This window comes from Streptomyces sp. 796.1 (assembly GCF_047525675.1).
In the GTDB taxonomy this organism is placed as follows: Bacteria; Actinomycetota; Actinomycetes; order Streptomycetales; family Streptomycetaceae; genus Streptomyces.
This window is the reverse complement of the sequence record NZ_JBLIWA010000014.1, coordinates 103,242-117,850: the sequence shown is the minus strand read 5'-3', so window position 1 is coordinate 117,850 and position 14,609 is coordinate 103,242. Positions and strand designations below refer to the sequence as shown.

At 70.1% G+C, this 14,609-nt stretch carries 1 protein-coding gene; it reads right to left on the bottom strand.

Going from position 1 to position 14,609, the window contains the following annotated elements; all coding sequences use genetic code 11:
- Positions 1-3 precede the first annotated feature (3 nt).
- Positions 4-14,418 carry a type I polyketide synthase gene (locus ACMA1D_RS12170; RefSeq protein WP_414723918.1) on the bottom strand — a complete coding sequence of 4,805 codons (14,415 nt, stop codon included), beginning with the start codon at positions 14,416-14,418 and terminating at the stop codon, positions 4-6.
- Positions 14,419-14,609: the final 191 nt, after the last annotated feature.

Sequence of the window (14,609 nt, the reverse complement as noted above, 5' to 3'; positions counted from 1 at the left end):
GGCTCAGGACTTTCCGAACTCGTCGGAGATGAGGTCGAAAATGTCTTCCGCGGTCGCGGTCTCCAGGTCGCTGTGAGCCGTCGTGCGTGGGGTGTGGGATTCCGGCTCGCTCCACTTCGCCAGCAGCAGTTGGAGGCGCCCGGTGATGCGCCGCCTGGCCGCCTCGTCCACCTCGGCCGAGGCCGACGCCGCGTCCCACCGGTCCAGCTCCGACAACAGCCGGCCCTCCGACGCCACCTCCTCGTCGACGAGTTGCTCGCGTACGAAGTCGGCCAGCTCCTTCGGCGTGGGGTGGTCGAAGATGAGCGCCGGTGACAGGTCGAGGCCGGTGGAGGTGGCCAACTGGTTCCGGAACTCGACCGCGGTCAACGAGTCGAACCCGAGCTCCTGGAAGGGCTGGCTGGCCGGTACGGCATCGACGCCGGCATGGCCGAGCACCTGCGCCGCAGTGGTCTGGATGTGGTGCAGCACGATGTGGTGGTGCTGGCCCGGCGAACTCTCGGCGAGCTGCTGCCGCAGCGCGTTGTCGACCGCCCCGGGCTCCGCCCCGCCGTCGCTGTCGGGCGTGGTGGGTGTGAGGTCGGCGAGGAGGGGGCTGGGACGGTGTGCGGTGAAGCTGGCCGGGAACTTCGCCCAGTCGATGTCCGCGACGGCCAGGTTCGTATCACCCTGGCTGAGCGCCTGCTGGAGGGACCGCACGGCCAGCTCCGGATCGAGCGGGTTCATGCCGCGCCGGTTGTAGTACGTACGCGCCGCTTCGTCCGCGGCCATGCCCGTCTCACCCCACGGGGCCCAGGCGATGCTGGTGGCGGGGAGGCCGAGGGCGCGGCGGTGTTCGGCGAGTGCGTCGAGGTAGGTGTTGGCGGCGGCGTAGGCGCCTTGGTGGCTGCCGCCCCAGGTGGCGGCGCCGGAGGAGAAGAGGACGAACGCGCTGAGATCCAGGTCCTTCGTCAACTCGTGCAGGTGGTACGCGGACAGCGCCTTCGACCGCAACACCTCGTCCATGTGCGGCAGGTCCAACTCGGTGAACGGCGTGTTCTCCGCGATACCGGCGGCGTGGATGATGGTGGTGAGGGGGGTGTGGGTGGGGATGGTGTGGAGGAGGTTTTGGAGTTGTTGGGGGTTGCTGGTGTCGCAGGCGGTGATGGTGAGGGTGGTGCCGAGTTGGTTGAGTTCTTGGGTGAGTTGTTGGGTGCCGGGTGTGTTGGGTCCGGTGCGGCTGGTGAGGTGGATGTGGGGGGCGCCTTGGTGGGCGAGCCAGCGGGCGATGTGGGTGCCGAGTGCTCCGGTGCCGCCGGTGATGAGGGTGGTTCCGGTGGGTTTCCAGGGTGTGGTGTGGGGTGTGGTGGGGGTGTGGTGGAGGCGTCGGGTGTGGGGGGTGGTGCGGATTGCTGTTTGGTCCTCGGGTTGGTGGGGGTTGAGGAGGGTGGCGAGGTGGTGGGTGGTGTGGTGGTTGGGTGTGGTGGGGAGGTCGATGAGTCCGCCCCAGCGGTGGGGGTGTTCGAGGGCGGCGACGCGTCCGAGGCCCCAGATGGGTGTTTGTTGGGGGTGGGGGAGTGGTTCGTTGGGGTGGGTGGTGATGGCGCCTTGGGTGAGGCACCACAGGGGTGCGTTGGTGTTGGTGTCGCCGAGGGCTTGGATCAACGCGGTGGTCCCCGCCAACCCCACCGAAACAGCCTCGTACGTGGGGTGCGGCTCCATGGCCAGGGCCAACAGGCTCACCACGCCGTCCCACTCGGCAGCCGTCTCCGTCGCCTCCTGCAACTGACGGGCCAGGTCACGCCTGCCCACCGTGGAGCCGTCCACCACCACGTCGGTACGCAGCGCACCGTGGCCGTCCAGGGCCTCGCTCGCCATCAGCACCGCGGGGTGCTCCTCGTGCCCGCTCGGCACCACCAACAGCCAGTTGCCGGCCAGCACCGGGGCGGCGGCCTCCGGGAGCGGCACCCAGTCGATCCCGTACCGCCAGGAGTCGATGACCGACTGTTCCCGGTTGGCCCGCCGCCAGTCGGACAGCACGGGCAGCGCCGGCAACAGCGCCGCGAGGCTCTCGCTGTCCCGCTCCACGTTCAACGCCGAGCTCACCGCGTCGACGTCGAGCTCCTCGATCGCCTGCCACAGCCGGTCGTCGGCACCGCCCGAACCCTGCCCCGCACCGGCCCGTACGGCCGGCGGCTCCACCCAGAAGCGCTGCCGCCGGAAGGCGTACGTCGGCAGCTTCACCACCTGCGGCTTGGGTGCCGCCGGGAACCAACCCGTCCAGTCCACCTGAGCCTCGGCCCGGTACAACTGCCCCAACGCAAGCCCGAACGCTTGGTTGTCGGGTCGTTTGCGGGTGAGGGTGGGGATGGTGTGGGGGGTGGGTTGGGTGTCGGTTTCGGGTTGGGTGTTGTTGTGGGTGGTGGTGTGGTGGTGGAGGGTGTGTTGAGTGGCGGTGGTGAGGGTGGGGTCGGGTCCGAGTTCGAGGTAGGTGTGGGTGGTGGGTGTGGTGTGGGTGATGGCGGGGTGGAAGTGGACGGGTTGGCGGATGTGCTCAGCCCAGTAGGTGGGGGTGGTGATGTGGTCGGGGTCGGCGGGTTGTCCGGTGAGGTTGCTGATGAGGGGGATAGAAGGCTGGTGGTAGGTGAGATGGCTGATGGCCTCGGTGAACGGTGCCAGGATCGAGTCCATCAGCGGTGAGTGGAAAGCATGGCTGACCGTAAGAGAGCGTGTTTTGCGTCCCTGGTCTGCCCAGTGTGCGCGGATGGTTTCTACGCGGTCGGCTGGGCCGGAGATGACCGTGTTGCCGGGGGTGTTGAGTGCGGCGATGCTCACGTACCCGTCATGGGCTGCGAGATCGTCTGCCAACTCTTCGGGGGTGACGGCGAGTGTCGCCATGGCACCCCCGGTGGGCAGGCTTCCCATCAGGGTGGCGCGGTGGGCGACGAGGTGGCAGGCGTCGGGGAGGGAGAAGACGCCCGCGATATGGGCGGCGGCGATCTCGCCGATGGAGTGCCCGATCACCGCGTCCGGTCGTACTCCGAGGGAGTCGAGGAGTCGTGCCATCGCGACCTGCAACGCGAAGAGGCCGGCTTGTGCATAGGTGGTGTGGTCGAGAAGCCCATCCGGCCCGCCAGTGAAGACAACTTCGCGTAGGGGGTGGTCGAGGTGGGGGTCGAGGAGTGAGCAGATCTGGTCGAAGGCTTCCGCGTAGACGGGGAAGCGTTCGTACAACTCGCGCCCCATACCGGCCCGTTGGCTGCCTTGGCCGCTGAAGAGGAAGACCGTGTCGCCGCCGGTGGGGGCTTCTGTGGTGCTGGGGCTCACCAGCGTGGGGTGGGTGTCGCCGGTGGCGAGGGCGGTGAGGCCGGCGATCAGTTCTTCGCGGTCGTTGCCGACGACCACGGCCCGCTGCTCGAAGTGGGTGCGGGTGGTGAGGAGGGACCAGCCGAGGTCGGTGGGGGAGAGTTCGGGGTCGGTCGTGACCCGTTCCACCAGGGACCGTGCCTGGGCCCGCAACGCCTCACCACTACGCGCCGACACCAACCACGGCACGGCTCCGTCGTCGTGCGATGGACCGAGCGGTGCGGGAGGCTGCGGTGCCTGCTCAAGCACGAGGTGGGCGTTGGTGCCGCTGATGCCGAACGAGGAGACGGCTGCCCGACGCGGTCGGTCCGCCGCCGGCCACGCGGTCGGTTCGGACAACAGGCGGATCTCTCCGGACGCCCAGTCGATCTTCGACGAGGGTGTGTCGATGTGCAGCGAGGCGGGCAGCAGACCGTGCTGCATGGCCAGCACCATCTTGATGACGCTGGCCACGCCGGCCGCGGCCTGGGTGTGTCCGATATTGGACTTGATGGAACCCAGCCACAGCGGTCGGCCTTCGGGTCGGTCCTGGCCGTAGGTGGCGAGCAGGGCCTGTGCCTCGATCGGGTCACCCAGGGTCGTACCGGTGCCGTGCGCTTCGACGGCGTCGACCTCGGCCGGGGTGAGGTGGGCGTTGGCGAGTGCCTGGCCGATGACCCGCTGCTGCGAAGGCCCGTTCGGCGCGGACAGGCCGTTGCTCGTACCGTCCTGGTTGACGGCCGAACCTCGGAGGACCGCGAGCACCTGGTGCCCGTTCTTCCGCGCGTCCGACAGGCGCTCCAGCAGGACGAGACCGGCCCCCTCGCCCCACACCATGCCGTCGGCGGCATCCGCGAACGGCTTGCACCGGGCATCCGGTGCGAGCCCGCGCTGTCGTGAGAACTCCACGAAGGCACCCGGTGTGGCCATCACGGTGACACCGCCGGCCAGCGCCAGACTGCACTCACCCTGGCGCAGCGCCTGGGCCGCCAGGTGCATCGCCACCAGCGACGACGAGCAGGCCGTGTCCACCGTCACCGCCGGGCCCTCAAGCCCGAAGGAGTACGCGATGCGCCCGGTGACCACGCTGCCGATGTTCCCGGTGGCTACGTAACCCTCGACGTCGCTGGCCGTGTCGCCGGTGAGCGACAGGTAGTCCTGCGAGGTGACGCCGGCGAACACACCCGTGTTGCTGCCGTGCAGCGCCTCGCGGTCCAGGCCGGCGTTCTCGAAGGTCTCCCAGGCCGTCTCCAGGAGGAGTCGCTGTTGGGGGTCCATGGCCAGCGCCTCGCGCGGGCTGATCCCGAAGAACCCGGCGTCGAACTCGGCCGCGTCGTGGAGGAACCCACCCTCACGGACATAGCTGGTGCCGTGGTGCTCGGGGTCGGGGTGGTAGAGCGCGGTCAGGTCCCAGTTCCGGTTGGTGGGCATCTCGCTGATCGCGTCCCGCTGGGCCACCACCAGGTCCCACAACTCCTCCGGGGAACCCACGTCACCCGGGTAGCGGCAGGCCATGCCCACGATCGCGATCGGCTCGTCATGGGCCGCCGCGCTGGCCACCGGGGTGGCGGTGGCGCCCTGCTGGCCGGTGAGCTCACCGCGGAGGAAGCGCGCCAGTGCGGTCGGCGTGGGGTGGTCGAAGATGAGTGCCGGTGACAGGTCGAGGCCGGTGGAGGCGGCCAACTGGTTCCGCAGTTCGACCGCGGTCAGCGAGTCGAAGCCCATCTCCTGGAACGGCTGGGCCGCCGGGATCGACTCCGGGTTCGCATGTCCCAAGATGGCCGCGGCCAGCGTCTGGACGTGCTCCACGACCACCGCGACCTGGGCCGTCGGATCGGCGCCGGCGAGTCGCTGCCGCAGCGCGTTGGTCGCCCCTGACGTCTCAGGGCCCGCCTGCGGTGCGGCGGCGGCCGGCGTGAGGTCGGCGAGGAGGGGGCTGGGGCGGTGTGCGGTGAAGCTGGCCGGGAACTTCTCCCAGTCGATGTCCGCGATGGTCACCGTGGCGTCGTCCTGCCCGAGCGCGTGCTGGAGCGCCTTGACGGCCAGCTCCGGGTCGAGCGGTGTCATGCCGCGCCGGCGGTAGAAGTCGACGGCCGTCTCGTCCGCCGCCATGCCCGCATCGGCCCATGGACCCCAGGCGATGCTGGTGGCGGGGAGGCCGAGGGCGCGGCGGTGTTCGGCGAGTGCGTCGAGGTAGGTGTTGGCGGCGGCGTAGGCGCCTTGGTGGCTGCCGCCCCAGGTGGCGGCGCCGGAGGAGAAGAGGACGAACGCGCTGAGATCCAGGTCCTTCGTCAACTCGTGCAGGTGGTACGCGGACAGCGCCTTCGACCGAAGGACGTGCTGGAGCCGGTCCGGGCCCAACCCTTCGATGTACTCGGTGTCCGTCGTCCCGGCGGCGTGGATGATGGTGGTGAGGGGGGTGTGGGTGGGGATGGTGTGGAGGAGGTTTTGGAGTTGTTGGGGGTTGCTGGTGTCGCAGGCGGTGATGGTGAGGGTGGTGCCGAGTTGGTTGAGTTCTTGGGTGAGTTGTTGGGTGCCGGGTGTGTTGGGTCCGGTGCGGCTGGTGAGGTGGATGTGGGGGGCGCCTTGGTGGGCGAGCCAGCGGGCGATGTGGGTGCCGAGTGCTCCGGTGCCGCCGGTGATGAGGGTGGTTCCGGTGGGTTTCCAGGGTGTGGTGTGAGGTGTGGTGGGGGTGTGGTGGAGGCGTCGGGTGTGGGGGGTGGTGCGGATTGCTGTTTGGTCCTCGGGTTGGTGGGGGTTGAGGAGGGTGGCGAGGTGGTGGGTGGTGTGGTGGTTGGGTGTGGTGGGGAGGTCGATGAGTCCGCCCCAGCGGTGGGGGTGTTCGAGGGCGGCGACGCGTCCGAGGCCCCAGATGGGTGTTTGTTGGGGGTGGGGGAGTGGTTCGTTGGGGTGGGTGGTGATGGCGCCTTGGGTGAGGCACCACAGGGGTGCGTTGGTGTTGGTGTCGCCGAGGGCTTGGATCAACGCGGTGGTCCCCGCCAACCCCACCGACACGGCGTGGTAATCCGGATGCGGCTCCTCGGCCAGCGCCAACAGGCTCACCACACCCGAAAGAGGTGAACCGGCCGTCAACTCGGCTAGTGCATCAGCTAGTTCGCCGCGTTCTCCCTCCCCAGCACCAACGACCTGCCGCACCACCGACACACCCTGCTCGGCCAACGCCTGCGCCGCGATGTGTACGGCAGGGTGATCCGTGAACCCGTCGGGAACCACGAGCAGCCAGGTCCCGGTCAACCCCGTCGGCGCCGGCTCGACCGTCAATGGCGGCCAGACGACCTGGTACCGCCAGGAGTCGATGACCGACTGTTCCCGGTTGGCCCGCCGCCAAGCGGACAGCGTGGGAAGCACCGCCCCGAGCATCGACTGCTGCTCCTCGGGGGAGTCCAGCGTACGGGCCAACGCCGCCAGGTCCTCACGCTCCACGGCGTCCCACAACTCGGCCTCGGCCGCATCGTGCCCACCCTCGGCACTGGACCCGGAGACCTCCGCCGGCGCCAACCAGAACCGCTGGTGCTGGAAGGCGTACGTCGGCAGCTCCACCACCGTCGGCCGCGGGCTCGTCGGGAACCAGCCCGTCCAGTCCACCCGTACGCCGTGCACATGCAGCTTCCCCAACGCCTGAGCGAACGCCTGTGCCTCGGGCTGCTTCCGGCTCAACGCCGCCACCACCACGGGCGCCACCGCGTCCACGGTCGCGGTTGTTTCGTCTTGGGTGGTGTGGTGGTGGAGGGTGTGTTGGGTGGCGGTGGTGAGGGTGGGGTCGGGTCCGAGTTCGAGGTAGGTGTGGGTGGTGGGTGTGGTGTGGGTGATGGCGGGGTGGAAGTGGACGGGTTGGCGGATGTGCTCAGCCCAGTAGGCGGGCGTGGTGATGTGGTCGGGGTCGGCGGGTTGTCCGGTGAGGTTGCTGATGAGGGGGATAGAAGGTTGGTGGTAGGTGAGATGGCTGATGGCCTCGGTGAACGGTGCCAGGATCGGGTCCATCAGCGGTGAGTGGAACGCGTGGCTGACCGTAAGAGAGCGTGTCTTACGTCCCTGGTCTGCCCAGTGTGTGCGGATGGTTTCTACGCGGTCGGTTGGGCCGGAGATGACGGTGTTGCCGGGGGTGTTGAGTGCGGCGATGCTTACGTACCCGTCATGGGTTGCGAGGTCGTCTGTCAACTCTTCGGGGGTGACGGCGAGTGTGGCCATGGCGCCGCCGGTGGGGAGGTTGCCCATCAGGGTGGCGCGGTGGGCGACGAGGTGGCAGGCGTCGGGGAGGGAGAAGACGCCCGCGATATGGGCGGCGGCGATCTCGCCGATGGAGTGCCCGATCACCGCATCCGGTCGTACTCCGAGGGAGTCGAGGAGTCGTGCCATGGCGATCTGCAAGGCGAAGAGGCCGGCTTGTGCGTAGGTGGTGTGGTCGAGGAGGCCATCTGGTCCGCCGGTGAAGACGACTTCGCGTAGGGGGTGGTCGAGGTGGGGGTCGAGAAGAGCGCAGACCTGGTCGAAGGCTTCGGCGTAGACGGGGAAGCGTTCGTACAACTCCCGCCCCATACCGGCCCGTTGGCTGCCCTGGCCGCTGAAGAGGAAGACCGTGTCGCCGCCGGTGGGGGGTTCTGTGGTGCTGGGGCTGACCAGTGCGGGGTGGGTTTCGCCGGTGGCGAGGGCGGTGAGGCCGGCGATCAGTTCTTCGCGGTCGTTGCCGACGACCACGGCCCGCTGCTCGAACTGAGTACGGGTGGTGAGGAGGGACCAGCCGAGGTCGGTGGGGGAGAGTTCGGGATCGGTCGTGACCCGTTCCACCAGGGACCGTGCCTGGGCCCGCAACGCCTCACCGCTACGCGCCGACACCAACCACGGCAGCACCTGGGCCGGCGGGGTGGTGGCGGTCGCGTCCTGCTCCGCGTTCCGCTCCGGCGTGCTCGCCGCGACCGACACCGGTGCCGGGGCGGGTGCCTGTTCCAGGATGATGTGGGCGTTGGTGCCGCTGATGCCGAACGAGGAGACGGCCGCCCGACGCGGCCGGTCCGCCGCCGGCCACGCGGCCCGCTCCGTGAGCAGCCGTACCTCCCCCGACGCCCAGTCGACGTGCGGCGTCGGCTCGTCGATGTGCAGCGAGGCGGGCAGTACGCCGTGCCGCATCGCCAGCACCATCTTGATCACACCCGCCACACCCGAAGCCGCCTGGGTGTGTCCGATGTTGGACTTGATGGAACCCAGCCACAGCGGTCGGCCTTCGGGTCGGTCCTGGCCGTAGGTGGCGAGCAGGGCCTGTGCCTCGATCGGGTCACCCAGGGTCGTACCGGTGCCGTGCGCTTCGACGGCGTCGACCTCGGCCGGGGTGAGGTGTGCGTTGGCGAGTGCCTGGCCGATGACCCGCTGCTGCGAAGGCCCGTTCGGGGCCGTCAGGCCATTGCTCGTACCGTCCTGGTTGATCGCCGAACCTCGGAGGACGGCGAGCACCTGGTGCCCGTTGCGCTGGGCGTCGGACAGCCGCTCCAGCAGGATGAGGCCCGCTCCCTCGCCCCAACCGGTGCCGTCGGCAGCCGCAGCGAACGGCTTGCACCGGCCGTCGGGCGCCAGCCCGCGCTGCCGCGAAAACTCCACGAACGTGGTGGGCGTGGCCATCACGGTGACACCACCGGCCAGCGCCAGACTGCACTCACCCTGGCGCAGCGCCTGGGCCGCCAGGTGCATCGCCACCAGCGACGACGAGCAGGCCGTGTCCACCGTCACCGCCGGGCCCTCAAGCCCGAAGGAGTACGCCAGCCGCCCCGACATCACGCTCGGCGTGCCACCTGCCAACAGGTAACCCTCGACCTCCTGCGCGGACGCCGTACCCGTCGCCCCGTAACCCTGGAACGTACCGCCGGCGAACACACCCGTGTTGCTGCCGTGCAGCGCCTCGCGGTCCAGGCCGGCGTTCTCGAAGGTCTCCCAGGCCGTCTCCAGGAGGAGTCGCTGTTGGGGGTCCATGGCCAGCGCCTCGCGCGGGCTGATCCCGAAGAACCCGGCGTCGAACTCGGCCGCGTCGTAGAGGAACCCGCCCTCGCTCGCGTAACTGGTGCCCAGGTGCTCCGGGTCCGGGTGGAACAGGGTCGCCAGGTCCCAGTTCCGGTCAATGGGCATCTCGGCGACGGCGTCCCTGCCGTCGGCGACCAGCTCCCACAGGTCCTGCGGCGTCCGGACACCGCCGGGGTAGCGGCAGGCCATGCCGACGATGGCGATCGGCTCGTCGCTGCCGACCGCACTCGCCGTCTGCGCGGCGACCGCGACCCGCTGCCCGGTGAGCTGACTCCGCAGGTGGCTGGCGACCGCCTGGGGCGTCGGGTGGTCGAACACCAGCGTCGGCGCGATGGCGATGCCCGTACTGTTGGCCAACTGATTGCGCAGCTCAACCGCGGTGATCGAGTCGAACCCGAGCTCTTGGAAGGGCTGGCTGGGCGACACGGAATCCGGCGACGGGTGCCCGAGGATCGTCGCGGCGTGCCGCTGTACGAGCTCAAGCAGGAACCGCTGCTGCTCGGCGGGCGTTCCCTGCGCGAGCTGCTGCCGCAGCGGGCTGCCGGCCGCCTCCTCCGCTCCGCCGCCGGACCCCGCGGCGACCGGAGCCACCTCGCTCAACAGCGGGCTCGGCCGCTGCGCCGTGAACCCGGTACGGAACTTCTCCCAGTCGACGTCCGCCACCGTGACGACCGTGTCACCCTGCTCCAGGGCAGCCTGGAGCGACTTGATGCCCAGCTCGGGGGCGAGCGGGGCGAGCCCGCGGCGCTTGAGGTAGGCGAGTCCGGCATCGTCGGCGGCCATCCCGGCGCCACCCCACGGGCCCCAGGCGATGCTGGTGGCGGGCAGGCCGAGGGCGCGGCGGTGTTCGGCGAGCGCGTCGAGATAGGTGTTGGCCGCGGCGTAGCCGGCCTGGTGACCACTGCCCCAGGTGGCCGCGTTCGACGAGAACAGGACGAACGCGCTCAGCCCCAGACCGCGCGTCAACTCGTGCAGATGGGAAGCGGACACCGCCTTGGACCGCAGCATCCGGTCCAGGTCCGCCAGGTCGAGCTCGGCCAGGGTGCCCGCCGCCAGCACGCCGGCCGTGTGGACCACCGCGGTCAGCGGCTGCTCGTCCGGTACGTCCGCGAGCAGCCGGGCCACCTGGTCCCGATCGGCGACGTCACAGGAGACCACGCTGACCGCGGTCCCCAGAGCGGTCAGCTCGTCGGCCAGCTCCGTCGCCCCGGACGCCTGCGGCCCGCTCCGGCTGGCCAGCAGCAGCCGCGGGGCGCCCGCGCGCGCCAACCAGCGTGCCACCTCCGCACCCAACCCGCCGGTGCCACCCGTGATGAGGGTGGTGCCGGACGGCGCCCAGGAGGCACCGCCGGACGTGCCCGACGCCTGCCGTAGCCGCCTGGTGAACAATCCTCCACGGACGGCCACCTGGTCCTCGCCCGCCTCGGCGGCCAGTGCCGCCGCGACGCGTTCCGCCGTGTGGTGGTCGATGGCCGTGGGCAGGTCGACCAGCCCGCCCCAGCGGTGCGGGTGCTCCAGCGCGGCGACCCGACCCAGACCCCACACCTGTGCCTGATCGGGATGGGGCAGCGGATCGGCAGCCGAGGCGGCCACCGCCCCCTGGGTCAGGCACCACAGCGGTGCCGCCACCTCCGCATCACCCAACGCCTGCACCAGCCCGACGGTGGCAGCGAGCCCAGCCGAAACACCCGAATGAACCGGATGGGCCGCCCCGTCCAGCGCCAACAGGCTGACCACACCGGAAACCCCGACGTCCCCGATGCGCTCCAGCAGACCCGAGGCAAGCGCCGCCCGCTCCACGCCGCCCGCCGCCACCACCTGGTCGATGACCGTGGCACCGTGCCCGGACAGCGCCTGTACGACGGTGTCCACGGCCGGGTGATCCGTGAACCCGGCGGGCACCACCACCAGCCAGCTACCGCTCAGCACCGGCCTGGCCGGATCGGCGAGCCGCTGCCAGGTCGCCTCGTACCGCCAGGAGTCCACCACCGACTGCTCACGGTGCCCCCGCCGCCAGGCGGAGAGCACGGGCAGGGCGGGCAACAGCGCATCGAAGCCCGGGCTCTCCCGATCCAACCCCAGGGTGCTGGAGAGCGCATCGACGTCGAGCTCCTCGATGGCGTGCCAGAGCTGCTGCTCGGTTGCGTCCAGCAGCTCCGTACCCCCCACGACCCGCGGCGCCGGCGCGTCCAACCAGAACCGCTGGTGCTGGAAGGCGTACGTGGGAAGCTTCACCACCTGCGGCTTGGGTGCCGCCGGGAACCAGCCCGCCCAGTCCACCGACACACCCACCGCGTGCAGACCGGCCAGGGCATGGGTGAACCCTTGGTTGTCGGGTCGTTTGCGGGTGAGGGTGGGGATGGTGTGGGGGGTGGGTTGGGTGTCGGTTTCGGGTTCGGTGTTGTTGTGGGTGGTGGTGTGGTGGTGGAGGGTGTGTTGGGTGGCGGTGGTGAGGGTGGGGTCGGGGCCGAGTTCGAGGTAGGTGTGGGTGGTGGGTGTGGTGTGGGTGATGGCGGGGTGGAAGTGGACGGGTTGGCGGATGTGCTCAGCCCAGTAGGTGGGGGTGGTGATGTGGGTGGGGTCGGCGGGTTGTCCGGTGAGGTTGCTGATGAGGGGGATAGAAGGCTGGTGGTAGGTGAGATGGCTGATGGCCTCGGTGAACGGTGCCAGGATCGAGTCCATCAGCGGTGAGTGGAACGCGTGGCTGACCGTAAGAGAGCGTGTCTTACGTCCCCGATCTGCCCAGTGTGCGCGGATGGTTTCTACGCGATCGGCTGGGCCGGAGATGACGGTGTTGCCGGGGGTGTTGAGTGCGGCGATGCTCACGTACCCGTCATGGGCCGCGAGGTCGTCCGTCAACTCTTCAGGAGTGACGGCGAGTGTGGCCATGGCACCCCCGGTGGGCAGGCTCCCCATCAGGGTGGCGCGGTGGGCGACGAGGTGGCAGGCGTCGGGGAGGGAGAAGACGCCGGCGACGTGGGCGGCGGCGATCTCGCCGATGGAGTGCCCGATCACCGCGTCCGGTCGTACTCCCAGGGAGTCGAGGAGTCGTGCCATCGCGACCTGCAAGGCGAAGAGGCCGGCTTGTGCGTAGGTGGTGTGGTCGAGAAGCCCATCCGGTCCGCCGGTGAAGACGACTTCGCGTAGGGGGTGGTCGAGGTGGGGGTCGAGAAGAGCGCAGACCTGGTCGAAGGCTTCCGCGTAGACGGGGAAGCGTTCGTACAACTCCCGCCCCATACCGGCCCGTTGGCTGCCCTGGCCGCTGAAGAGGAAGACCGTGTCGTCCCCGGCGGGGGCTTCTGTGGTGCTGGGGCTCACCAGTGCGGGGTGGGTTTCGCCGGTGGCGAGGGCGGTGAGGCCGGCGATCAGTTCTTCGCGGTCGTTGCCGACGACCACAGCCCGCTGCTCGAACTGGGTACGGGTCGACACCAGTGACCAACTGACGTCGAGCGGCGACACCTCCGGGTCACCCGCTACTCGCTCGACCAACGCCCGAGCCTGGCCGCGCAGCGCCTCCGGGGAGCGGGCCGAGACCAGCCACGGCACGGTGCCGTCCACCAACCCTGCCGACGGGCCAGCATCGGACGCGGCCTCCGCCGCCGGGGCCTCGTCGGCGATCTGCTCGCCCGCCACCTGCTGGTCCGGCCCGTCGGTCGCGTCACCCTCCGGCACGTCGCCCGCGGGCGCTTGCTCCAGGACCACGTGCGCATTGGTGCCGCTGATACCGAAGGACGACACGCCAGCCCGGCGCGGGTGGTCACCCTGCGGCCACTCGACCGCCTCGGTCAGCAGGTGGATGGCGCCCGACGACCAGTCCACGTGCTGTGTCGGCTCGTCGATGTGCAGCGAGGCGGGCAGCAGCTCGTGCTGCATCGCCAGCACCATCTTGATCACGCCGGCGGCGCCCGCAGCCATCTGCGAGTGGCCGATGTTGGACTTGATGGAACCCAGCCACAGCGGCCGGTCGGCGGGCCGGTCCTGGCCGTAGGTGGCGAGGAGGGCCTGTGCCTCGATCGGGTCACCCAGCGCGGTGCCGGTGCCGTGCGCCTCGACGGCGTCCACGTCGGACGCGACCAGTCGGGCAGCCGCCAGCGCCTGCCGGATCACGCGCTGCTGGGCCGGGCCGTTGGGGGCGGTCAGACCGTTGCTGGCGCCGTCCTGATTGACGGCCGTGCCCCGGATCACGGCGAGCACACGGTGCCCGTTCCTGCGGGCGTCCGACAGTCGCTCCAACAGCAGTACGCCGACGCCCTCGGACATCGAGATGCCGTCGGCGGCCTGCGCGAACGGCTTGGACCTGCCGTCCGGAGCCAGCCCACGCAGATCGCTGAAGCCGACGAACGGGGCCTTGGACGACATGACGGCGGCGCCGCCGGCCAGCGCCATGTCGCACTCGCCCTGCCGAATCGCCTGACAGGCCAGGTGCATCGCCACCAGCGACGAGGAGCAGGCGGTGTCCACGGTGACGGCCGCGCCTTCGAGGCCGAGGGTGTACGCGACCCGGCCCGAGACGACGCTCGCGGAGTTGCCGATCGTGAAGTAGCCGGCCGAACCCTCGGGCACCTGCGACTCGTCCGACACGTAGTCCAGGTGGTCACAGCCGATGAAGGTGCCGGTCTGGCTGCCACGCAACGACTCCGGGTCGATCCCGGCGTGCTCGATGGCCTCCCACGACGCTTCGAGCGCCAACCGCTGCTGCGGCGCCATGGCCAGCGCCTCGCGCGGGCTGATCCCGAAGAACCCGGCGTCGAACCCGGCGGCGTCGTCCAGGAAACCGCCCTCGCGGGCGTAGCTCGTACCCGGGTGCTCGGGGTCGGGGTCGTAGAAGTTGTCCAGGTCCCAGTTGCGGTCGGTCGGCACCTCCGAGACGGCGTCCCGGCCCTCGGCCACCAACTCCCACAGCTCCTCGGGGGACCGTACGCCCCCGGGGAAGCGGCACGCCATGCCGACGATCGCCACCGGCTCGTGGCCGGCCGACTCGACGTCCTTGAGACGGCGTTGGGTTTGACGCAGGTCCGCCGTCACGCGCTTGAGGTAGTCGAGAAGTTTCTCTTCATTGTTCGCCATTGGCGGCGTACCCACTTCCCTCGGCGATCACCGGCGGCCCGTGCCTTTGCTGAACGGGGCGGGCGTCAGGCGCGAACGGCTCGTGGTGCGGCGAAGGGCGGCTTCGCTCAATCCAGGGATGGTGCAGTGCGTCGTTCGCAGGCCCGCCTGCCTGTCAGCGTCGTGGACCGCACTAAAGTCGACCTAATCCG